The organism is Rhodoplanes elegans, assembly GCF_016653355.1.
GTDB lineage: Bacteria > Pseudomonadota > Alphaproteobacteria > Rhizobiales > Xanthobacteraceae > Rhodoplanes > Rhodoplanes elegans.
This window is the reverse complement of record NZ_NHSK01000042.1, coordinates 1-22,754: the sequence shown is the minus strand read 5'-3', so window position 1 is coordinate 22,754 and position 22,754 is coordinate 1. Positions and strand designations below refer to the sequence as shown.

The following is a 22,754-nucleotide window of genomic DNA, read 5'->3' as shown; positions in this document are numbered from 1 at the left end:
GAGTAGCGAGTAGCGAGTAGCGAGTAGCGAGTAGCGAGTAGCGAGTAGCGAGTAGAAAGAGCGATCGGCTGCGCAGCGGAAGCGGCGGTATTCCGCTCCCAACTATTCGCTACTCGCTATTCGCTACTCGCCCCGTCCTCACCTCCGCAGGGCGCCGCCGATCACGCCGCCGATGAAGGCACCGGCGGCGCCGTCGAACGGGCTCGATTGCTGCCGTCCCGCCGGTTGCATCTGGCCGGCCGGCTGCTCGACCCGCGGCCGCGGCGCCGCCTGGCGCACCACCGGCTTCTCCTCGACCGGCTGCGCCTCGGCGAGCAGTGCCTTGTGCTGCGGCGCGTTGAGGAAGCCCGACTCGACATAGCCGCGCGCCGCCTGCCAGCGGCGGATCACGCCGCGCGTCTCCGGCCCGAACGTGCCGGTCGACGACACGTCGAAGCCGAGCCCGGAGAGGCGGCGCTGCACGTCGCGGCGCTGCGCCGGCTTGAGGCCGAGCCGGTCCTCGGTGAGCTGGGTCGCCTCGGCGGTCGTCACGGCCGGATCGACGCCGGGCGGCAGGGTCTTCTCGGGCTTCGGCGGCGCCGCCTTCAGGGAGGCGATGCGGGCGAGCGCGATCGAGCGGAACTGGCCGTTCGGATAGTTGGTGAGATAGGCGTCGAGCTCCTCGACCTTGTTGGAGTCGCGGATCGAGCGCCAGAACTCGAGCTCCACCTCGGACGACACCGGCGCCGTCGAGGCGGTGGCGACCGCCGGACCCAGCGCGGCCGGGGTCGGGGCGGCACCGTCGGCGGCCGGGTTCAGGTAGACGGTGCCGATCAGGTTGGTGTGGCCCCACGGGAGCTGCTGCTTGCGGGTCGACTCGTTGACCTGCGCCCGCACCTTGGTCATCGCCTGCTGGATCTCGACGCCGGGCGTCGCGATGTGGTCGAGCAGCGCGCGGGTGAACGGGCTGTGGCCGCCGGCCGAGCCGTCGAGCGCGGTCTGGCCCGGGCCGGTCGCGAAGGCGATCAGCGTGCCCTCGCCGGACTTCATCTCGGCGAGCCCGTTCGCCACCGTGACGCTGCGGGTGCGCGCCGCCGAGCGGATGCGCTCGGCGAACGGGTTGTCGCGGCAGGCGTCGAGAAAGACGAGCTTGACCTTGGCGTCGCCCATCGTCTGGTCGAGCGTGGTGTCGACGTCGATGGCGGCGCCGAGCTTCACGTCCATCTCGGACTTCAGGTCGGCGTCGACCGGCAGCAGATAGTTGACGCCGTTCACCGCGATGCCGTGGCCGGCATAGAAGAACACCGCGATGTCGGCGCCCTGCGCCTTGCGGCCGAACTCGATCAGCTTCGCGGTCATGCCCTCGCGGGTGAGGTCGGTGCCCTCGACCACCTCGAAGCCGATGTTGCGCAGCTTCGCCGCCATCGCGGTCGAATCGATCGTCGGATTGGGCAGCGGCATCACGGTGCGATAGTCGCCGTTGCCGAGCACGAAGGCGACGCGGCGATCCGCCTGCGCGGCGACCGCCGACAGGAGCACGCACACGAGCGACAGGGCAGGAGCAGCGATCCGCATGGGCCGACCTCGCGACTGGTGTCGTCCCGACCTACCACCGGTCGCAGACGGCTGCCAGTGCAGGGCTGCAACAGCCGGACACGGAATGACACGATCTGGGGCGTGGTCGGACTATCGGCCGCGTGCCCCGGACAAGGCGTATCGGGCCGCACGGCCCGATACGCCGCAGAGCCGGGGCCCAGGAGCCCCACGACGGGCGGCACGACTCAGGGCTCTCCACCGCCGAGCCTGATCGCCCCTGGGTCCCGGTTCGCGGCGCGAACGCGCCGCGCCCGGGACACGAGGCCCGTTGGCGGCCGAGCCGGCGGCGGCCGGCGTCAGGTGCCGGTGCGGAGCTTCGGGGCGGAGGCGAACGGGTTCCAGCGGCTCGGCTCGGGCGCGCGCTTGCCGGTGTGGCGCTGCAGCGTGGCGATGAACTGGTCCTTCGGCATCGGCTTGGCGAACAGGTAACCCTGGCCGACCAGGCAGCCGATGCCCTGCAGCTTGTGGCTCTCGTGAGGCGTCTCGATGCCTTCCGCGACGGTCTTCAGCTCGAACCGCTTGGCGAGCTCGACGATGGTCTCCAGCATGCCCGCATTGGTGCGATCGGTGTGGCAGTCGGTGACGTAGGCGCGGTCGATCTTTAGCTCCGTGAACGGAAGCTGGCGCAGCCGCGCGAGCGACGAGTAGCCGGCGCCGAAGTCGTCCACGGCGAGGCCGCAGTTCTGGCTGCGCAGCTCGGCCGCCACCTCGTTGGCGACGTCGAGATCGTTCATCACCTGGTCCTCGGTGACCTCGAGGATGAGGCCCGGCCATTCCGTGCTGCGCGGGCGGCCGTCGCGGATCATCCGGGCGATCGGCAGGCGCACGAAAGCGTTGGCCGGCACGTTGACGGCGAGCTTGAGCTCCGGCGCGCCGACCGCACGACAGTGCTCCCAGTCGCGCAAGGCCTCGGCGATCACCCGCTCGGTCATGGCGAGCATCGCCGCCTCGCCGGCGCCCGGCAGGAAGGCGAACGGCGCCAGTACGCCGTGCTCGGGATGGCGCACGCGAACCAGCGCCTCGGCGCCGACCATCTTGCGGGTCGCGAGGTCGAATTTCGGCTGGTACCAGACCTCGAGCCACTTGCGGTCGAGCGCCTTCTGCAGCGTCACCCGCGGCTTGCCGTCGGGGCCGCGGTCGTCGTCGTCGCGCGAAAGAAGCGAGCGAATTTGTTTCAACATGGAGGGACCTGCACGACGCGGAGCGCGCCGATCTCGAGTCGGCTGTCGCCCCGACTGTCGCGCGCGGGTCATTGATTTTCGGTAGCGCGGCCACGGACTTCGCCGTCATGGTTTCGCGATCGTCTCGGGCCTCGGTAGAATGCCTCCGATCGGCGGTGCGTCGACACCGGAGGTGGTGGCGGGCGTTGCGTTTCGAGGCCTGATGGGCCAAGCAGCGGTCCGGAGCGGCGCGCCGCGGCCGCGAGCCGGCCGGCGGTGGACCGTAGGTGTGGGTGGGGAATGCTGGACGTGCTCAACTGGAATGCGGTCGGGCGCTGGCTCCATGTCGGGCCGGCCCGCGTGCCGCCGGCCTGGCGCAGCGTCATGATCGGGCGCTGCCGGGGCGCCGAGCCGTGCCGGGCGATGCTCGCGGAGGCCGGCATCCATGTCAGCGCCGATGCCGACGCGCTGCTCGGCCACCCCGACCTGCGCTGGAGCGACCGCAAGCGCGTCGTCGAGCTGGCGATCGCCACGCCCGCCGATCTCGGCTTTGCACGCGGCGCCCGGTGGGCCGAGATCCGAAGCGCGGCGCGGGCCGTGCGGCTCGGGCTTGGGGCCGCCGAGATCGCCCCGATGCTGCGCCTCGCCTATCGCGACCAGCCGGCCGGCGAGCGCCTGATCGTCGCCATGCAGCCGGTCGGCGATCCCGAGTGCGAGCCGCTGTCCTTCTCGCTCGACCACGACGACGAGGGCCTGTGGCTCGACGTCCACGACGGCCACCCGGATGTCTTCTGGCGCCCCGACGACCGCTTCGTCTTCGTGCGCAAGCCGTCGCGCTGGGGGTTTTGAGGTTCAGGTCCTCGCGCTTCGTAGGGCGGGCAAAGCGAAGCGTGCCCGCGCCGTCCGTCAACATCGCGAAGAAAGACTGCCGCGAGTCTCGACTGCGTGGGCACGCCGCTGCGCGGCTTTGCCCGCCCTACGACGCTCGAGACGGTGATCTGATCACGTCGCGTGCGGCTCGCCGCAGCCGGCGCTCTCCCCCGCTTGCGGGGGAGAGATGGAGAGGGGGCGCCACGCGAGCGCCGTGCCCGGAACTCCCCCTCCCTGACCCTCCCCCGCAGGCGGGGGAGGGGAAGCTGGAGCCGCGATGTAATAGGTCGCGGCAGCTCGACGAAGTCAGCTCACGCCGCGGCCTTTCTGGCGGCGACGATCTGGTCGGCGGTCTTGCCGGTCAGCTCGGCCATGTGGTCGAACTTGAACGTGAAGGTGCCGACGCCGGCGGTGGCCGAGCGGACCTCGATGATCAGGTCGCCGATCTCCGATTCCGGCATCTGGGCCCGCACCGTGTCCCAGCCGGGCCAGCCCTCGCGGGTGTCGAAGCCGAGGATCTGGCCGCGCCGTCCCGACAGGATGGCGTTGATCTTGGCGGTCGCCTCGGTCGGGCAGACGATCTCGACCTCGTGGATCGGCTCCAGCAGCACCGGCTGGCACTGCGGCAGCGCCTCGACGATGCCGATGCGGCCGGCGGTGCGGAACGCCATGTCGGACGAGTCGACCGTGTGGTACGAGCCGTCGATCAGCGCCACCGAGATGTCGACCACCGGGAAGCCGAGCGGGCCCTCCTTGAGGGCGTCGATCACGCCTTCCTCGACCGAGGGGATGTAGTTGCGCGGCACCACGCCGCCGGTGATGCGCTCGGAGAACTGGAAGCCCGAGCTGCGCGGCAGCGGGCCGATCTCCAGCACCACGTCGCCGAACTGGCCGTGGCCGCCCGACTGCTTCTTGTGGCGGCCGCGCTGGGTGACCGACTTGCGGATGGTCTCGCGGTAGCCGACGCTCGGCTTGTGCCGCTCGATGGCGACGCCGAAGCGGTCGGCGAGGCGCTCGGTGGCGACCCGCAGATGCATCTCGCCCTGGCCCCAGATGACCACCTCGTGGGTCTCCTGGTTCTGGATCACGCTGAGCGACGAATCCTCGTCGAGCAGCTTCGACAGCGCCTGCCCGAGCTTGACGTCGTCCTTGCGCTCGCGGGCCGCCACCGCGATGCTGAGCACCGGCGGATAGGGCCTCACCTCGACCAGCGCCTTGTGCGGCGTCTTGCCGGTCGACAGCGTCATGCCGGTCTTGGCGCCGTCGAGCTTGGCGAGCGCGACCGTCTCGCCGGCGGCCGCGGCGCCGCGCTTCTCCTGCGCCTGGCCGAGCATCTTGAACACGCCGGCGACGCGCCCGACCTCGTCGGTGGGCGAATGCAGCACGGTCGAGTCGCCGATCTGGCCGGCGAGCACGCGGGCGATCGACAGCTTGCCGCCGTGCGTCGTGTGGAACGTCTTCATCACGTAGGCGACGGCCTCGCTGCCGGCCTTGACGCCGAGCCGCTCGGCCGTCTGGGCGGCGCCCGGCGCCTCGTGGCGCAGCGCCTTGAGCAGGCGGAGAATGCCGTTGGTGCGGCTCGCCACGCCCATCAGCATCGGGCAGACCTGCCGGTCGCGCATCTCCTTGCGCAGGTCGTCGAACACCCGGTCGCGCGGCGGCGTGATGTCCTCGAGCAGCTGCTCCATCAGCTCGTCGTCGTGATCGGCGAGCGTCTCCAGCATCGAGAAGCGGGCCTGCTTCTCGGCGTCGAGCGTGTCGCCCTCGAGCGGCACCACCTCGGACGGCTGGTTCTCGCGATAGACGAAGGCGCGCTCGAGCGCGAGGTCGACGAAGCCGTTGACGGTCTCGCCGCTCCAGGTCGGGATCTGGCGGAGCAGCAGCGGCACCCGCGACGCCGGCTGCAGCATGCGCAGCGCGTCGGAGAGCCGGGTGTCGGCCTTGTCGATCTTGTTGAGGAACAGGAAATGGGGAACGTTCAGCTCCTCGAGCTCGCGCAGGATGAGCTGGAGCTGCGGCACCTTCTTCTCGTCCGCCTCGCAGACCACGATGGCCGCGTCGACGGCCGGCAGCGCGGCGCGCATGTCCTGGACGAATTCCACCGACCCGGGGCAGTCGATGAACGTGTAGGCGTCGCCCATGAAGGTTGTCGTGGCGACCGAGAGCTCGACGCTCATGCGGTGGTCGCGCGACTCCTTGCTGGCGTCGCCGACCGTGGTCCCCTGGTCCACGGTGCCCTGTCGGCCGACCGCGCCCGTGCGGGCCAGGATCGCCTCCAGGAGCGTCGTCTTGCCGCTCTGGAACGGTCCGACGATCGCGATGCACCGTGGGCCTGTGGGGCCGCCTCCATTGTCTCCCATATCGTGCCTCCGTCGGTCAGCTCGGCCCCGAGACGGGGCCGACGCAGCCAAGTCCTGACAGCGGGAGCGGCCCTGCTTCTGCCGTTCCCGGCGAAGTCGGATCCTGCGGGGACGCGGGAGGCGTCCCGCACGAGAACCGGCGTATCTGCTTCGGTGAGCCCCCGTCGCGACCGTGCGGCTCGTGAGGAGGGCTTACCGAGAGCGTCCGCGACCGAGCCGGACGCGGCCGGGCGGCACGCGCAGGCAAGGCGGCTCGTCGCCGCGGAGAAGATGACCGTCGCGGGTCAGCGCACGAACCTCAGCTCGAGGCCGGCGACACCGGCGGCGATGTTCACGCCGGCCTGACCCTGAACCGAAACCGGCTGGAGCGCAACACTGCGGTCGTTGCCGCCGAGCAGCACGTTGGCGCCGAGCCCGGCGACCAGCGAGGCCTCGGCGCTGGCGCCCGCATAGGCGCCGGCGAGCGCGCCGACGGGGCGCGTCGTGGGCGACCACACGACCCACACCATGACGCCGCCGGCGGTGGCGCCGATGTCGAGGCCGATGCGCGTGATGCTGCCCGTGTAGGTCTCCACCGGGCCGTTCAGCGAGGGCGTGAAGGTGCAGTAGACCTGCCGCTGCGACCCGATGATCAGGCCGAGCCCGGCCGACACGTCGCAGGACAGGCTTCCGGCCTGCACCCGCTCCTGGGCGGGTGCCGCGGTGGCCAGCAGGACGGTCGCCACGACCGCCGCCGACCCCGCAAGGACGTTTCGCATGAACTCCCCCTCGAATGACCCGGGCGGCCACGGTGGGCCGCACTCACCGTCGGTACTGGGCACGTCGATGTTCGGTCCGGACGGGGAGCCCGCGCGCGGGTCCGCCGGTGCCGGTCCCCCGTGCCGCGAGGGGCACGGGAGATCATCTTAGGTCGAATCGGGAGAGGTGTCGCGCGGGTTTTTCGCCGCAGAACGGCAGGAATAACCCCTATTTACCCGTCACTTCAGGTTGCCGCAGAAACGCTGGATGCGCTCGCAGGCGGCCTGCAGGGCACTCGTCGCCGTGGCGTAGGAGATGCGGAAATTGGGGCCGTGGCCGAAGGCCGAGCCCTGCACCACCGCGACGCCTTCCGCCTCCAGGAGTTCGGTCACGAAGTCCTGGTCGTTTTCGATGCGCTTGCCCGACGGGGCGACCTTGCCGATCGTCCCGGCGCAGGACGGGAACACGTAGAAGGCGCCCTCCGGGGTCGGGCAGTCGATGCCGCTCGCCTGGTTGAGCATCGAGACGACGAGATCGCGGCGCTCCTTGAACACCTTGTTGTGTGCCGGGATGAAGTCCTTCGGGCCGTTGAGCGCCTCGACCGACGCCCACTGGGCGATCGAGCTCGGGTTGGAGGTCGACTGCGACTGGATGGTCGACATCGCCTGGATCAGCGGCTCGGGGCCGCCGGCGAAGCCGATGCGCCAGCCGGTCATGCAATAGGCCTTCGACACGCCGTTGACCGTCAGGGTGCGGTCGTAGAGCCCGGGCTCGACCTGGGCCGGCGTGGTGAACACGAAGTCGTCGTAGACGAGGTGCTCGTACATGTCGTCGGTCATCACCCACACGTGCGGGTGACGCAGCAGCACGTCGGTGAGCGCCTTCAGCTCGGCGCGCGTGTAGGCGGCGCCGCTCGGGTTCGAGGGCGAGTTGAGCAGCAGCCACTTGGTCTTCGGGCCGATGGCGCGCTCCAGCGTGTCGGCCGTCAGCTTGAAGCCGGAGGCCTGCGTGGTCGGCACCTCGACCGGGGTGCCGCCGGCGAGCAGCACCATCTCCGGATAGCTGACCCAGTAGGGCGCCGGGATGATCACCTCGTCGCCCGGGTTCAGGGTCGCGACGAAGGCGTTGTAGAGCACCTGCTTGCCGCCGGTGCCGACCGAGATCTGGGAGGGCTTGTACTTCAGCCCGTTCTCGCGCTCGAACTTCGCCGCCACGGCGGCCTTCAGCTCGGGCATGCCGTCGACATTCGTGTACTTCGTCTTGCCGTCGCGGATCGCCTTGATGGCGGCTTCCTTGATGTTGTCCGGCGTGTCGAAGTCGGGCTCGCCCGAGCCGAGACCGATCACGTCCCGGCCCGCCGCTTTCAGGGCACGCGCCTTGTCGGCCACCGCGATGGTCGCGGACGGCTTGATGCGGGCGAGCGAGTCGGCGAGGAAGGCCATTGTCGAAGCTCCTAGTTTCGGGCGCCGAGTGTCGTAGAGTGCGGGCGCCGCCGGGGCAAGGGGCGCCTGATCGGCCGGCCGAGCGCCGCGCGGCGGGGATGGTGTTTCCCGGCCGCTCCCCGAGTTCGGCTCGACCTCTCCCCGCGCGCGGGGAGAAAGGACCGAGATGCCCTCCCTGACCCCGCACACCAACCATTAGGCGCGCGGCCGTAAGCTCCCGGACCGGAGCGGGAGGCGGCGATGGGGCAGGCGGTGAAGCGCCACGCGGTTTCGGACCTGGCGGCGACGTTGCGGAGCGGCGACTGGCTGACGCGGGAGCGGGTGCGGCTGTGGTGCGCGGCGCTGCTCGGCGTCTCGGGCCTCGCGCTGGCCGTCGTCGCCGCCACCTCGAACGGCATGACCGACTATCAGGGGCGCCCGCTCGCCACCGACTTCTCGTGCTTCTGGACGGCCGGCCGGCTGGTGCTCGACGGCCATCCGGCGGCCGCCTACGACGACGCCGCGCTGGCCGCCCTGCAGCGCGCCACCTTCGGGCCGCAGACGCCGTTCTACGGCTGGCTCTATCCGCCGTTCTTTCTTCTCGTCGCCGCCCTGCTCGCGACGCTGCCCTATCCGCTCGCGCTTTCGGCGTGGCTCGCCACGACGATCGCGCTCTACGTGCTGGCGATCCGGACGATCCTGCAGACGGCGGCCGACCCCGCCACGCCGCGCGAGCGGGGCGGGCCGGACCGGCTGTGGCTCCTGGTCGCGCTCGCCTTTCCGGCCGTGCTGGTCACGGTGGGGCACGGGCAGAACGGCTTCCTCACCGCGGCGCTGTTCGGCGGAGCGCTCGCCGTGCTCGACCGGCGGCCGCTGCTCGCCGGCGTGCTGATCGGCCTCCTCGTCTACAAGCCGCAGTTCGGCCTCCTGATCCCGCTGGCGCTGCTCGCCGGGGGCCGATGGCGCACCATCGCGGCGGCGGCCGCGACGGTCGTCGTCTTCGCCGGCGTGACCCTTGCGCTGCTCGGGCCGGAGCCGTGGCGGGCCTTTCTCGCGGTGAGCGGCGCGGTGCGCACCGAGGTGCTGGAGCAGGGCGTCGCGGGCTGGCACAAGCTGCACGGCGTGTTCGCGTGGACACGGTTCTGGGGCGGCCCGGTCGACCTCGCCTATGGCCTGCATGCGATCGTCGCGCTCGCCACCGCGCTCGCGGTCGTCTGGGCGTTCCGGGCGCGGGTGCGCCCGGCGCTGCGCGCCGCGCTCCTCCTCGTCGGAACCCTGGTGGTGGCGCCGCACAGTCACGACTACGACCTGATGCTGCTCGGCCCGGCGCTCGCCTTCCTGATCACCGATGCGACCCGGCACGGATTCGGGCCGTGGGAGAAAACTCTCCTGGCGGTCGTCTACGCAGTGCCGCTTTTCACCCGGGCCGTCGCCGAGCACCTGATGATTCCCCTCGGCACGATCGTGATTCTCGCGCTGCTGATCACGATTCTGTGGCGGTGCACAAACGGCGGAGGGCTTGCTGCGGCGCCATCCGATTCTGTCATCGCACCCCTGGCGAAACTCCCGCCGCGTCCTAATTGAAGTCGCAATTCGAGCATGCAATGCTGGTTGCGACCGCATGGTGCTCTCGCCGTCGCGGACAACCTGCGAGCCTTCTTTCTGCTGCTGATTTCAGGCGGCCGAAAGCCGGTGCCGCGGTTGCTTGTGTGGCGATGTCGGTGACGACGTCGGTTCGCGCGACGTTGTTGCGGTGCGAGCAGACGAACCCGGCGGTGGTGCGTCAGTCAGGACGGGTGAATGGGTGCGACGGGCGGGAGCCGCGGGCGGGAACGCATGTACACGCTCTACTCGATGCAGCGATCGGGCAATTGCTACAAGGTCCGCCTCGCGCTGACCCAGCTGCGCATTCCCTATCGACTGGTCGAGATCGACGTGCTCAAGGGCGAGAATCGCACGCCCGAGTTCCGCGCCAAGAATCCGAGCGGCCGGGTACCGCTGCTCGAGGTCGCGGCCGGCCGCTGGCTGCCCGAATCGAACGCCATCCTGTGGTACATCGCCGGCGGCACGCCGCTCGCGCCGGAGGACCGCTTCGAGCGCGCCGAGGCGCTGCGCTGGATGTTCTTCGAGCAGAACAGCATGGAGCCGAGCATCGGCGCCGCCTATTTCTGGCTGACGCTGGTGCGCGGCGGCCGCGAGCTGAAGATGCACGAGATCGAGGGCTGGACCGAGGCCGGCTACGCGGCGCTCGGCCTGATGGAGGAGCACCTCGAGGCGAACCGCTTCTTCGCGGCCGACCGCTACACCATCGCCGACATCGCGCTCTACGCCTACACGCACATCGCCGACCAGGCCGGTTTCGATCTCGCCGGCTATCCGGCGATCCGGCGCTGGCTCGCCCGCGTCGCGCGCCAGCCGCGCCACGTGACGATGCTGGAGGACGTGCCCGGCGCCCTCGTGGCGGCCGGCTGACGATCCCCTCCCGCGACGACGACCACGATCGGCCGACGACATCCGGACGAGACATCCGGGTGCGAAGGTCGGATGAGAATGTCTTGTGAGACGTTCGGGTGAGAACTTCGGGGGGCACGATGCCGAGGCCATGGTCCGCGCACGCCGTCTACGGCACCACCGCTCGCGTCCTGCACTGGACCATGGCGGTCCTGATCCTGTTCCAGGCGACGATCGGCATCGTGATGACCTGGGCGCCGGAGGGCAGCACCCTCGCCAAGCTGTCCACGGCGCTGTCGCTCTACGACGTCCACAAGCTGCTCGGCGTGGCGCTGCTCGCCCTGGTGCTGGTGCGCCTCGCCAACCGGATCGGCCAGGGCGTCCCGGCCGAGGACCCGAGCATCGCGACGTGGCAGGCCGAGACCGCCAATCTGGTGCACACCTGGATGTATCTGCTGCTGATCGTCGTGCCGCTGCTCGGCTGGCTCGGCGTCTCGCTGTTTCCGGCCCTGACGGCGTTCGGCATCACGCTGCCGGCCCTGGTGGCGCCGGACCAGAAGATGTCGGAGCCCGTGTTCCTCGCTCACGCGGTCGCCGCCTTCGTGCTGATCGGGCTCGTCGTGATCCATGTCGGTGCCGCGCTGTTCCACGCGGTGATCCGCCAGGACGGCGTCTTCCGCCGCATGTGGCCGCGCGACGAGGAGGCGTAGCCGCCGCGACGGTCGCTCACGGCCGGTGCAGGCAGGCGAGGCGGCGGATCAGGGCGCGCGCGTCCGGCGGGATGGCGCTCGCCGCGGCCGCGCTGCGGGTCGCGGTTGCGCAAGAAATCCAGAAATAGGTCGCGGTCGGATCGACGACGAGGCGGCTCGGCGCGAAGCCCGGCGCGACCAGCACGGACAGATACGGCGTGGTCGAGTTCCAGGCGAGCCGTTGTAGCGCCGGCGCGATGCGCCCCGCCGAGACGAAGCGCGAATCGCCGAGCTCCGGGTCCGATGCCGTGCCGGTCGCGAGCCGCCGGACCGCGTCCGCATAGTCGCGCCAGGCGAGGACGAACTTCGTCGTCTCCACTGCGCCGATCAGCATGATCAGCAGGAACGCGCCGGCCGCGATCGTCGGGCCGATGCGGCGGGCGAGCGCCGTGAGAGCGTCGGCGCGCCGGCGCAGCCAGGCGGGCAGGCGGCCCTCGTCCTCCAACGTTCTCACGACGGCGACGACGGCCAGCACGGGCGGGCCGATCAGCAGCACGGTGCGCAGCGGATAGCGGTTCTCGGCGAGCAGCGCGTGATCGAGCGTCAGCCAGTACACGCCGAGCAGCAGCACGGTCGCGCCGAGGGCGCAGGCGACCGGCGCCGGGATCCCGGTCCGCGCCAGCACGGCGGCAAGGGCGGCGAAGATCACCAGCGCCGCGACGATCAGCAGCACGACGGGATCGATCAGATTGTCCGGATCGACGAAGCGGAACGCCGCCGTCGTCAGCACGGCGCTGATGTAGTCGTCGGGCCGGATCGTCAGCTTCACCACGCCCCACACGGCGAGCGCGAGCATCAGCGCCGCCGCGGCGCGCAGAAATCGCGTCGTGCGAAGACCGCGCAGCGCCAGCGTGGCGAGGATCGCGGCGGCCAGCACCAGGCCGCCCTCGTGGCTGAAGACGAGGGCCAGCAGCGCGGCCGCGATCGCGAGGGTGCCGCCGCGGGTGAGCGGCGCGCCGTGGCAGAGCGCGAGCGTCGGCCAGAACAGCGCGTGCGCCACCCACATCTCGGTTGGGCAGGGGAACACCAGCGGGCAGAGAAGGGCGGTCGACAGGCAGGCGGCGACGAACAGGCGGCGCCCGGACGTGCGGTCGACGGCGAAGGTCGCGCCGAGCCCGGCGAGCGGTGCGGCGAAGAGCAGCAGCCCGTAGAGCACGATGCCGGCCCGCGCGGATCCGGTCAGCCCGACCAGCGCTTCGGCCGGCCGATGCGCGATCAGATGGATCGACAGGCGGCCCGAGATGTTGTGCCAGTGGAAGCCGAAGGTGTCGCGCACCGCGACCGCATAGGAGAAGAGCGCGCCGTCACCCCAGACCTGGAGATCGGCGCCGACTCCGACCACGACGAAGGCGAGCGCCCACGCGATCCCGGCGCCGACGACCAGTCGACGCAAGTTCGTCATTGGCAGATCCGTCATGGCAGTCATGCGGGAGGCAGGGCGGCGGGTCACGGCGATGATCATCGGGGCGGCGCGGCGGATTTCAAGCCCTTTCGGCGCTAGCTCGGCGATGCCGCCCAGGTGATGGCGCCCAGGTGATGACCACGACCCGATGGGCGAGCCGTCTCGCGCGATCGGCGCCGCAGGATGAACCGAAGCCGAGCGCGGCCGTGGCAATTTGAATCAGTTCGCCGCGCGAAAGTAACGCCTTCTCATTTGTTGGAAGGCAATGATCGCGGTGTCCGGGGCCGCCCGGGCGAGGCACCGTCCTTCTCAATCGAACCGATCCCTCGTCGCGATGTGCAAGTCCTTCTTCGAGAAACACTGGCACGAGCTCACCTCGGACGAGCTCGCCGAAGCCCAGGTGGTCTATCATCAGGCGCTGGTGCGCTTCTTCAAGGCGATGGGCGAGAACCCCTTCACGCCGGAGAACCACGCCCGGCTCGCCCGCATCTCCTCGGAGAGCGCCGCCCACTGCCGCCGCTCCGCCGCCCGCGCCCGGCGGCTGCGGATGCAGTGACGCGGCCCGCAATCGGCGCGGTGTCCGACGCCGGGCGTCTCAGCCGCCGCGACGCGGGGGGGCGCCGAGGCCGTAGATGAGCAGCAGCAGGGCGCGACGCAGCCGGTCGAGACCGCTCTCCAGATCGACCGTGCCGTCCGACAGCCAGCGGCGCAGCTCGACCTGATAGATGCAGAAGATCGTCCAGCCGACGAACGCGGCCGTCTCGTCGATCGCGATCTCGCGGCGCTCGGCCGCGAGCCGGACGGCCTCGCCCAGCAGCTCGATCAGCGCTTCGCGGGTCTTCCGGAACGAGCCGGCTTGCGCGCCGCTGTCGTAAAAGGTCATCTCGCGCAGCACGAGGCGCGACAGCTCCGGCTGCCGTTGGAAGAAGGCGTAGTGCGGCCGGAACACCGCGAGCAGATTGTCGATCAGGGCGGCGTCCGGATCGACCGCGGCGGCGGCGGCACCGGCGACCTCGTCCAGTCCTTCGTTGGCGATCAGGAACAGCAGGTCGCGCTTGTTGGCGGCGTAGATGAAGACGGTGCCGAGGCCGACCTCGGCCTGCGTGGCGATCTGGCGGATCGTCGTGTCGTCGAAGCCCTTCGAGACGAACAGCTCGCGCGCCGCCTCCTTGATCCGGCGGAGCTTGTCCTCCTTGTTCTTCTCCCGGCGACCGGCCGGGCCGCGCGCCGTGCTGCCCGCGTTGTCCGGCGCGAGGTCTCGCGGGTCGTGCTCTCGTGTGTCGCGCTCAACCATCATCCCGGTCCACATCCGTACAAACCCGACCGCCGCGCATGCGACAGCCCGAGCTCTTGACACAAAAATGAACAAGTTCAAAAATGAACGCGTTCAATAAAGGCGCCGCCCTCTTTTTAGCGAGAGAAATCCGCGGTGTCGCCTCGGGACGAAACGCCAGCGCCGGGACGGTTGTCCACGGCCAGGAGACGACGATGAGACGGATGCGACGCTCTCGAACACAAGATCTCTCCGCGGCGGCCGGACGGTCGTCGAAGACAATTCTACACCCCCCCGAGTGATCCGGGCCGGACGGAAGTCCGGCGCGATTCGGCGAGGCGCGCGGGCTGCGCCGCTTCGGCGAACCACCCTGTCGTTCTCTTCGAGTCGATCCTGAACGCGGCGCTGCCGCGGCGCGGGAGGCGCAATCACGGCGGCATGCCAGCATGCCCTCAGGTCCGGCTCCGCCAGATCCCGCCGCAGCTCCACGGCCGTGCTCCGATCGTCCGCCGCATCAACCGACTGCCTGCTCCGGGAGAGTCGCGCATGTCCGACGCGATCCTGACAAGACCCGCCTGCTCGAAGGTCGACGACGTGGTCGCCCGCATCGAGCGATTACCGATCTCGCTGTGGCACGTGAAGGCCCGCGTCGTGGTCGGCGTCGCCACCTTCTTCGACGCCTTCGACGGCCTCGCCATCGCGTTCGTGCTTCCGGTGCTCGCGCCGCTGTGGAAGCTCACGCCGCCGCAGATCGGCTTGATGATCTCGGTCGGCTATGTCGGCCAGCTCGTCGGCGCGCTGTTCTTCGGCTGGGTCGCGCAGCGCTACGGCCGGGTCAAGGCGATGGTGTGGTCCGTGCTGGTCCTGTCCATCATGAGTCTCGCCTGTGCCTTCGCCTGGAACTACGAGTCGCTCCTCGTGTTCCGCGCCATCCAGGGGATCGGGCTCGGCGGCGAGGTGCCGATCGCCGCCGTCTACATCAGCGAGATCGCCAAGGCCAAGGGCCGTGGCCGCTTCGTGCTGCTCTACGAGCTGATCTTCCCGATCGGCCTCGTCTCCGCCGGGTTTCTCGGCAGCTGGATCGTGCCGACCTTCGGCTGGCAGTACATGTTCGTGATCGGCGCGCTGCCGGCGATCCTCGCCGTGTTCATGCAGCGCCTGCTGCCCGAGTCGCCACGCTGGCTCGCGGCGCGCGGCCGCGATCAGGAGGCCGAGGCGGCGCTCGCGCATATCGAGGCCGAGACGGCACGGGCGACCGGCGCAGCGCTGCCGCCCGTGCAGCCCGTGGTCGTCACGCACGAGAAGCCGGCCTCGTGGGCGGATCTGTTCGGCCCGCATTATCTGCGCCGCACCCTCGTCGTGTGGACGATCTGGTTCTCCGCCTTCATCGTCACCTTCGGGCTCGTCGTGTGGGTACCGACCATGTACCGCACCGTGTTCCACCTGCCGCTGGCCCAGTCGCTCCAGTACGGGCTGATCACCCAGATCGTCGGGCTGTTCGGAACGCTGACCTGCGCGCTCACCATCGATCGCGTCGGCCGACGGCCGTGGTTCGCCGTCGCCTTCGCCGGTGTCGCGCTGGCGCTCGGCTCGCTGTGGTTGTTCGGCGCCAGCAGCCCGGAGCGCGTGCTGGTGCTGGTCAGCACCGCGTTCTTCTGCTCGTCGGTGCTCTCCATCGGCATCTATCTCTACACGCCCGAGCTCTACCCGACGCGCGCCCGCGCCATCGGGGTCGGCGCCGGCGGCGCCTGGCGCAACCTCGCCTCGATGATCGGCCCGACCATGGTCGGCATGATGATCGCCGGCGGGCTGGAGAACGTCTTCCTCGCCTTCGGGGCGGTGGCGGCGGTCGCCTGCGTCATCGTCGCGATCTTCGCCGTCGAGACCAAGGGCCGGGTGCTCGAGGACATCTCGCCCTGACGGGCGTCTCCGCTGCGGCGCCCGGCCGGCGCCGCGTGATCCGGGCCGCCCGCGCGTCACGGGCGGGCGGCCGCTCTCCCCAGAGGTTCCCTTTCGCCATGACCGCTTCGAACCGCCCCGCCGGGCTGCCCCATGCCGCCGATCGTCCGCCCGTCGATTACGACCGCGCGCCGACCCACTCCGGCCTGATCGCCGAGCGCGACGTCGCCGTGCCGATGCGCGACGGCGTCAACCTCTCGGTCGACGTCTATCGCCCGGACACCGACGAGAAGCTGCCGGTGCTGCTCGCCTTCTCGATCTACAACAAGGACCTGCAGGGCCCCGATGTCGCCGCCACGTTGCCGCCGCAGCCGGCCTGGTCGTCGCTGTGGGCCGGCCTCCTGGAGGCGGGCGACACCAAGTATTTTACGTCGCGTGGCTACGTGCACGTGATCGGCTCGCCCCGCAACGTCGGCAAGTCCGACGGCGGCGGCTCGCGCCTGTTCGACAGCTACGACCTGATCGAGTGGATCGCGCAGCAACCCTGGTGCGACGGCAATGTCGGCATGGTCGGCATCTCCGGCTTCGGCGCCGAGCAGCTCCACGTCGCGCGGCAGAAGCCGCCGCATCTGAAGGCGATCTTCCCGCTCGATCCGCGCGGCGCCTACGGGGTGCTGGGCAGCTTCCGCGAGGAGTATCCGGGCGGCGTGCTGCATCTCTTTCGCTATCTGATCATGCATTTCGCCGCGATCCACGGGACCCGCGGCAAGCCCGGCGCGCTGCCGCCGGAGCGCGAGGCGCTGTGGCAGGAGGCGATGCGCAATCCCGACTACCGGATGTATCCGCACATCCTCAACGTGCTGACCCAGAAGGGCCAGCACATGCCGCCTTACTTCGACCTGCTGATCAACCCCTACGACAGCGAGGAGGCGGTGCGCGAGGCGGAGGCGAAGCTCGCCGACATCACGGTGCCGACCTACACCGGGTCGGGCTGGTACGCCTACACGTACAAGACCCATCTGCAGGGCGCCCAGAGCTATTTCGAGACGATCGCCGCGCCCAAGAAGCTGATGTTCGCGGGACCCGCCCATCTCGAGCGCCCGTTCCACACTCTACACGGCGAGATTCTCCGCTGGCACGACCACTGGCTCAAGGGCCTCGACACCGGCATCATGGACGAGCCGCCGGTGCGCTACTGGGTGATGGGCGCCGAGGAGTGGCGCGAGGGCGCCGGCTGGCCGCTGCCCGAGACGCAGTGGACCAAGCTCTATCTGGACTCCTGGGAGCGGCTGCGCCCCGACCCCTTCGTCCCGTCGAGCGTCGACGACGAGCGGCCGCCGGATGCCTTCGTGCAGATGCCGCCGACCCAAACCAACACGATCGCCAAGCTCCGCTATCTCACCGACCCGCTGCCCGCCGACCTTCTGGTCGCCGGCCCGATGGTGCTCACCCTGTTCGCGGCGATCGACCAGGACGACACCAACTGGTTCGTCACCGTCAAGGATGTCGGGCCGGACGTCTCGGTACGCTCGGTGCGCGAAGGGGAGCGCGAGATCCCGGCCGGCCTGCCGGAGCGCGAGGTGACGCGCGGCTGGCTCAAGGCCTCGCACCGGGCGCTCGATCCGGAGCGCTCGACGCCGTGGCGGCCGTGGCACCCGCTCACGCGCGCGGCGCAGCAGTCGGTCGTGCCCGGCGAGATCACCGAATACGCGATCGAGATCCTCGCCACCGCCAACCTGTTCCGGCGCGGCCATCGCATCTGCGTCGAGATCGCCAGCGCCGACATGCCGACCGGCGTCGGCGGCGCCACCAATGCCGAGTACGTGCCGAACCACATCGTCTCCAGCCGCACCACGCTGCACAAGATCTATCACGACGCCGCGCGGCCCTCGCATCTGCTGCTGCCCGTGATCCAGCAGGCGTGACCGCTCGGGGTCCCGCCCGGCCTTCCTTCGAGATCAGAAAACAGGAGCCATCCCCATGAGTCAGCAGGCCGTTCGCCCGGCGGTCGCGCCGGGTCCGGAGATCCGCCGCTTCCGCGTCGTCGTCACCGGTCACGATGCCGACGGCAACTCGGTCGTCGCGCGCGACGCCACGTCGCCGCACGTGATGCCGATCATGGATCAGCCGAACTTCGCGGTGACGGATTTCTGGAAGACGTTCTCGACCCCGGCCGACAACGGCCCGGCGACGCAGGCCGATCCGTGCGGCCTGCCGATACAGGTGGCGCCGCCGGCCGGCGGCAGCGTGTTCCGCGTCGTGCAGTTCCCGCCCGACGCGGACTGGGCCGCCAAGGCGGCCGCCATGGGCGGCGCCGTGGCGATCGACGAGACCGCCAAGTCCGCCAGCAAGGGCGGCGAGGTTCGCCACGCCCACATGCATCGCACCCGCTCGATCGACTACGCGATCGTGCTGTCGGGCGAGATCTGGGCCGTGATGGATGTCGGCGAGACGAAGCTCGTCGCCGGCGACATGCTGGTCCAGCGCGGCACCAACCATGCCTGGGCCAATCGCTCGGGCGAGCCCTGCATCGTCGCCTTCGTGCTGATCGACGCCCGGCCGTTGGACTGACGATCGTCCCCAGCGATCGCCTGTCCCCCGGGCGTAGGCCGCACCGGCGGCGCGGCTGCAGAGCCGCGCCGCCGGTCGCCGGCCGTTCTCAGAACCGGGCCTTGATGCCGCCGTAGACGGCGCGGCCGTCACCGGGCAGGAAGGCGGCCTGGTCGGCGCGGGTCGCGCGGCCGATCGTCAGCGTGGAGGCGGCGTAGTTGGCGTCGAACAGGTTGCGCACCTCGGCGTAGCCGCTCCACCGCGCGTCGTACTTGTAGTGGGCCCGCATGTTCACGGTCGCGAACGCCTCCGAGAACAGCGTGTTGGCGTTGTCGACCGGCACGTCGTCCGGCACCCACTGCACCTCGCCCTCGACCCACAGCTGCGGATTGATCGTGTAGCGCAGCGCCCCGAGGAAGACGTGGCGCGGCGCGCCGGCGATGCGGTTGTCGCCGTAGAGCGGATCGTTCCAGAAACGGAAGTCCTGGAACGTGTAGGTGACGCGCGCGGTCAGCGCGTCGGTGAGCCGCACGCTGCCGCCGAGCTCGACGCCGAAATGCCGGGTCTTGTCGGCGTTCACGGTGGAGAGCGCGCCGGAGATGTTGGTGGTGCGGATCAGCTCGTCCTCGATCCACGAATAGTAGGTCACCACGTCCCAGGCGAAGCGATCCCACGTGCCGCGCGTGCCGGTCTCGGCCGTGATCGAGCTCTGCCCCTTCAGGTTGGGCGTCGCGAAGCCGGTCGGGCTGGTGTTCGGCGTGCCGCCGGTCGCCTCCAGCAGGTCGTCGAAGGTCGGCGCCTCGTAGGTGCGGCTCACCGCCGCGAACACGACGTTGTTCGGCGCCAGATTATAGAGGAACGCCAGGCTCGGATTGAAGGCGTCGTAGGACCGCGAGAAGCTGGTGTTGGTGGCGGCGACCGTGCCGGTCGCGCCCGAGACGGCGTTGATGGTCGGCCGTCGCGCCGCACCGAACGTGTCGGTGTTGTCGCGCGTCGCCATCATGTAGGAGAGCGCCGGCGAGATCGTGAAGGCTCCGACCGGCACGTTGAAGCCCGACCACACCGACAGCGTCTGCGCCTCGAGCTCGTTCGATCCGAAGGCCGTTGTCCTGATGCTGCGATAGTTGTTGGCCCAGGTGCGGTCCGCGCTGCCCACCACGTACATGGCGGTGGTCTCGAACAGCGGCAGCGCCGCGGTCTTGTCGGGCCGGTAGGCGTAGCGCGCCGAGGTGGTGAAGTCGCCGCCGTCGGTGATGCGGTAGCCGGTGCCGACGGGGAAGCGGAACGTGTCGTCCGTGTAGGTGTAGCCGAGCGCGAGATCGAACACGTGCTCGCCGTAGGTCGCGGTGGTGCGAGAGCCGACGCGCGCCTGCTGGGTGTCGCGCAGCGGCTTGTCGCGCAGCGCGTTCGGGCCCGGCTCGGTGGGGACGCCGTTCACGGTGATCGGGCCGGGCGCCGCCTGGGTCGGATCGGCCTTCATCCGGTTCCACGACAGCGGGCCGGCGATCTCGAAGCCCAGATCCGTGTAGCCGACGAACACCCGGGTCGAGATGTTGTCGTTGATCCTGGCGCCGGCATTGGCGCTGAAGATGGTGCGGTCCGAGCCGTTCCAGGTGCGATAGCCGTCGCGCTGGTCGTAGGAGTACTGGACGAAGGCGTCGTAGTCGCCCTTGCGGTCGCCGCCCTGCACCTGGGTGCGGACATAGCCGTAGCTGCCGCCCTCGACGCTCACTTGCGCACCGGGCGAGCCCGAGCCGGTCGGCGACACGAAGTTGATGGCGCCGCCCAGCACCGTGGCGCCGAGCCGGTTCGCCGTGTAGCCGCGATAGACCTCGAAGAAGTCGGCCATGCGCGGGTCGATCAGGCCGACGATGTAGGAGCCGTCGGCGCGGTTCAGCGGCAGGCCGTCCTGCAGGATGAGGAGGCCGCGCTCGGTCGGGTTGGTCTGCTGGCCGGAGCCGCGGATGTGGATCTTGGGCTGGTCGTTGCCGCCCAGGAAGCTGTTGGCGATGACGCCCGGCACGATGTTGAGCGAGTCGGCGATCGACACGTCGGAGCGCGCCTCGAGCTGGCGCTGGTCGACGACGGCGGTGCCGCCCGGGGTCGCCGCGAGCCTGCGGCGCGCCTCGCCCTCGGTGGTGGTCGCCGGCGCGCCGGGCTGGCCGCCCGCCGCCTCGACCACCAGCTCGTCGAGCGTCACGGTGGCGCCCGGCGCCGCCGACTGGGCGCGCGCCTCGGTCGCGACGAGCCCGAGCGCGGCCGTGATCGCGAGCGCCGACACGGCGGCGCAGAGCGCAGCGCGCGGCCGGGCGCGGCCGGGCAGCGGCGCCGTCGCATGCGGGACCATGGGCAGCGGCAGGGCGGGCACGGTCGTCGGGCTCCGGGTGATCGACACGACACTCATCACGAACCGGCTCCTTTGCAATCCGGGTTTGTCCGGCCGCGCCGGGCAGGCCGGCCTTTCGCCGCCCCCTGCGCTCCGCGGGTGACAGCGACGGCCGGCCACGTCGGTGGTCCGGACGATGCGACGCCCGGGCCGCGAGGCGGTCCGGTGGCGGCGGCGGTGACATGCGGGGCTGGCGGGGCGCGAAACGATGCGCTGGCTGGCGGGCGATCACGGCGCGGGGGTAACGCCGAAACAAGCGTGTTGCTCTCAGTAGGAATTTGGCTTAGGGCGAGTCAAACCTTAATTGCAAAGTTTAGAAACAATGAAAACTAAGTATCTGAAGCTAAAACGATTCCAAACTACAGTTATAAGATACACTTATGGCGCATAAGTACGTAAATCGCTCGTCTGTGGTCTCCCTCATGTCGCTTACGTCTCTCGAGATGCGCCCCGAGCGGCCCCCCGCGCAGCGCCGTGACGCGGCACCGGTCCGACACGGCGCGTCGTTCCGGCCGTTCTTCCTGGCCGGCGCGCTCCAGGCCGTCGGCGTGATCGGGCTGTGAGGCGCCGCCTTTCCGCTGGTCGCGCTGGTCGAGCCGCCGCTCGCGCCCGCCGCCTGGCACGCCCATGAGCTGCTGTTCGGCTACGTGCCGGCCGTCCAGGCCGGGTTCCTGCTCACCGCCGTGCCGCACTGGACCGGCCGGCGGCCGCTCGGCCCGGCGCCGCTGGCCGCGCTGATGGCGCTGTGGATCGCCGGCCGGCTCGCCGTCGCGGGCCTCCTCGGGCTCGGCCCGCTCGCCGTCGCCGCGGTCGCGACCGCCTTCACGATCGCCCTCGCCGCCGTGGTGACGCACGAGATCGTCGCGGCGCGGAGCATCGCCAACGCCGCCGCCGTGGCGTCGCTCGCCGTGCTGGTCGTCGCTCAGGGTCTGTTCCACGCCGACGCCTTGTCGGGTCACGATGGCGTCTTCGCGGGCCGCCTCGCGCTCGCCGGCGTCACGGCCCAGATGATGCTGCTCGGCGGCCGCATCGTCCCGGCTTTCACCCGCGACTACCTTTGGGAGACCGGCCGCGCCCCGATGCCGGCGCCGGCGCGCCGGCTCGACGCGGCGGCGGTCGGTCTCGGCCTTCTTGCGCTCGTCGTCTGGCTGGCGATGCCGACGCTCGGTGATGCGGCGCCGACCGCCGGCGCCGTGCTGATCGCAGCCGGCGTGCTGCTCGTCGTCCGCCAGGCCCGCTGGGCGCCGTTGCGAACTCCCCGCGAGCCGCTCGTCTGGAGCCTGCAGCTCGGCGCCGCGATGACGCCGCTCGGGCTGTTGCTCGCCGGCGCCGGTGCGCTGTCGGGCGACGCGGCGCTGGCGGCGGCCGTGATCCATGTCTGGGCGATCGGCGGCATCGGGCTGATGACGCTCGCTCTGATGACGCGGGTGAGCCTCGGCCACACCGGCCGGCCGCCGCGCGCGCTACGCGGCTCCGCCGCGATCTTTCTCGCGATCGCCCTCGCCGCGGCGGCGCGGGCCGGCAGCGTGCTCGCGCCGGCCTGGACGTTGCCGCTGCTGCCGCTCGCCGGCGAGCTCTGGCTCGCCGCCTATGCGGGCTTTCTCATCGCCTACGGGCCGCTGCTGCTGCGGCCCGCGATCGCGCCGGCGCGCACCACCGCGCAGGGCCTCGCGGCGGAGCGTGCCGCTCACTCGCCGCCGAGATAGCCGGCGATCTTCCAGCCGCTCGCGTCCTTGACGTAGCAGAGCTGCTCGAAGACCAGCGGCAGCACGGCGTCGGCCGACACGAAGCCGGTCTTGCCCGACGGCGTCACCACCTTGAGGGGCGGCGCGGCGTCTCCGCTCGGCGCGCCGGGGGTGCCGGCCGCCGGAGGGCCGGCTTGCGGAGCGCCGGCTTGCGGCGCGCCGGGACCGCCCGGGG

19 protein-coding genes are annotated in these 22,754 nt (G+C 70.6%); 10 read left to right on the top strand and 9 right to left on the bottom strand.

All coding sequences use genetic code 11. The annotated features are described in order from the left end of the window. Positions 1-138: 138 nt before the first annotated feature. Entirely contained in the window at positions 139-1,554 is a 1,416-nt protein-coding gene (locus CCR97_RS03210) for a caspase family protein (protein ID WP_111358858.1), read from the bottom strand. A gap of 317 nt (positions 1,555-1,871) precedes the next feature. Then, positions 1,872-2,756 carry an EAL domain-containing protein gene (locus CCR97_RS03205; RefSeq protein ID WP_170146069.1) on the bottom strand — a complete coding sequence of 295 codons (885 nt, stop codon included), beginning with the start codon at positions 2,754-2,756 and terminating at the stop codon, positions 1,872-1,874. 279 nt (positions 2,757-3,035) lie between these two features. Here CCR97_RS03205 and CCR97_RS03200 point away from each other — a divergent pair, with 279 nt between their 5' ends. Continuing rightward, entirely contained in the window at positions 3,036-3,584 is a 549-nt protein-coding gene (locus CCR97_RS03200) for a hypothetical protein (RefSeq protein ID WP_111360092.1), read from the top strand. A 332-nt stretch (positions 3,585-3,916) separates the two neighbouring features. Here CCR97_RS03200 and CCR97_RS03195 read toward each other — a convergent pair whose 3' ends face one another. The 3 genes from CCR97_RS03195 to CCR97_RS03185 form a co-directional block, all read right to left on the bottom strand. Beyond that, the gene (locus tag CCR97_RS03195; RefSeq protein ID WP_111357261.1) at positions 3,917-5,965 is read right to left on the bottom strand and encodes an elongation factor G; all 2,049 of its coding nucleotides are present in this window, start codon (positions 5,963-5,965) and stop codon (positions 3,917-3,919) included. A gap of 284 nt (positions 5,966-6,249) precedes the next feature. Then, on the bottom strand, positions 6,250-6,723 hold the full coding sequence (locus CCR97_RS03190; RefSeq protein WP_111357260.1) for a DUF992 domain-containing protein: 474 nt from the start codon (positions 6,721-6,723) through the stop codon (positions 6,250-6,252). A 219-nt stretch (positions 6,724-6,942) separates the two neighbouring features. Beyond that, a complete protein-coding gene (locus CCR97_RS03185) occupies positions 6,943-8,145 on the bottom strand; it encodes a pyridoxal phosphate-dependent aminotransferase (RefSeq protein ID WP_111357259.1) in 1,203 nt (400 codons plus the stop codon). Positions 8,146-8,385: 240 nt separating this feature from the next. Between CCR97_RS03185 and CCR97_RS03180 the strand changes: the two genes are divergently transcribed. The 3 genes from CCR97_RS03180 (at position 8,386) to CCR97_RS03170 (ending at position 11,285) form a co-directional block, all read left to right on the top strand. Further along, positions 8,386-9,708 carry a glycosyltransferase family 87 protein gene (locus tag CCR97_RS03180; RefSeq protein ID WP_111357258.1) on the top strand — a complete coding sequence of 441 codons (1,323 nt, stop codon included), beginning with the start codon at positions 8,386-8,388 and terminating at the stop codon, positions 9,706-9,708. Positions 9,709-9,960: 252 nt separating this feature from the next. After that, a complete protein-coding gene (locus CCR97_RS03175; RefSeq protein WP_111357257.1) occupies positions 9,961-10,596 on the top strand; it encodes a glutathione S-transferase family protein in 636 nt (211 codons plus the stop codon). A 119-nt stretch (positions 10,597-10,715) separates the two neighbouring features. Further along, complete coding sequence (locus CCR97_RS03170) at positions 10,716-11,285, top strand: cytochrome b (protein WP_111357256.1); 570 nt, start codon at positions 10,716-10,718, stop codon at positions 11,283-11,285. 16 nt (positions 11,286-11,301) lie between these two features. Here CCR97_RS03170 and CCR97_RS03165 read toward each other — a convergent pair whose 3' ends face one another. Beyond that, complete coding sequence (locus CCR97_RS03165; RefSeq protein WP_146618742.1) at positions 11,302-12,726, bottom strand: hypothetical protein; 1,425 nt, start codon at positions 12,724-12,726, stop codon at positions 11,302-11,304. A gap of 334 nt (positions 12,727-13,060) precedes the next feature. On the opposite strand from CCR97_RS03165, the gene CCR97_RS03160 reads away from it, so the two are divergent. Then, complete coding sequence (locus CCR97_RS03160; RefSeq protein ID WP_111357254.1) at positions 13,061-13,282, top strand: hypothetical protein; 222 nt, start codon at positions 13,061-13,063, stop codon at positions 13,280-13,282. Positions 13,283-13,321: 39 nt separating this feature from the next. On the opposite strand, the gene CCR97_RS03155 is transcribed toward CCR97_RS03160, so the two are convergent. Further along, positions 13,322-14,023, bottom strand: coding sequence for a TetR/AcrR family transcriptional regulator (locus tag CCR97_RS03155; protein WP_244670242.1), 702 nt, complete (start codon positions 14,021-14,023; stop codon positions 13,322-13,324). A 522-nt stretch (positions 14,024-14,545) separates the two neighbouring features. Here CCR97_RS03155 and CCR97_RS03150 point away from each other — a divergent pair. From CCR97_RS03150 to CCR97_RS03140, 3 genes are all read left to right on the top strand, one after another. After that, complete coding sequence (locus CCR97_RS03150; protein ID WP_111357253.1) at positions 14,546-15,919, top strand: MFS transporter; 1,374 nt, start codon at positions 14,546-14,548, stop codon at positions 15,917-15,919. A gap of 98 nt (positions 15,920-16,017) precedes the next feature. Then, on the top strand, positions 16,018-17,823 hold the full coding sequence (locus CCR97_RS03145) for a CocE/NonD family hydrolase (RefSeq protein WP_111357252.1): 1,806 nt from the start codon (positions 16,018-16,020) through the stop codon (positions 17,821-17,823). A gap of 55 nt (positions 17,824-17,878) precedes the next feature. Continuing rightward, positions 17,879-18,469 carry a cupin domain-containing protein gene (locus CCR97_RS03140; RefSeq protein WP_111357251.1) on the top strand — a complete coding sequence of 197 codons (591 nt, stop codon included), beginning with the start codon at positions 17,879-17,881 and terminating at the stop codon, positions 18,467-18,469. 88 nt (positions 18,470-18,557) lie between these two features. On the opposite strand, the gene CCR97_RS03135 is transcribed toward CCR97_RS03140, so the two are convergent. Then, on the bottom strand, positions 18,558-20,852 hold the full coding sequence (locus tag CCR97_RS03135; protein WP_244670241.1) for a TonB-dependent receptor family protein: 2,295 nt from the start codon (positions 20,850-20,852) through the stop codon (positions 18,558-18,560). Between the two features lie 404 nt (positions 20,853-21,256). Between CCR97_RS03135 and CCR97_RS03130 the strand changes: the two genes are divergently transcribed. Together CCR97_RS03130 and CCR97_RS03125 are read left to right on the top strand one after the other, a co-directional pair. Further along, complete coding sequence (locus CCR97_RS03130) at positions 21,257-21,397, top strand: hypothetical protein (RefSeq protein ID WP_170146131.1); 141 nt, start codon at positions 21,257-21,259, stop codon at positions 21,395-21,397. 15 nt (positions 21,398-21,412) lie between these two features. Continuing rightward, a complete protein-coding gene (locus CCR97_RS03125; protein ID WP_201159293.1) occupies positions 21,413-22,540 on the top strand; it encodes an NnrS family protein in 1,128 nt (375 codons plus the stop codon). On the opposite strand, the gene CCR97_RS03120 is transcribed toward CCR97_RS03125, so the two are convergent. Next, positions 22,522-22,754, bottom strand: a 233-nt coding sequence (locus CCR97_RS03120; protein WP_420826055.1) for a hypothetical protein, incomplete at its 5' end; no start/stop codon positions are given. The two genes, CCR97_RS03125 and CCR97_RS03120, sit on opposite strands and share 19 nt — an antisense overlap.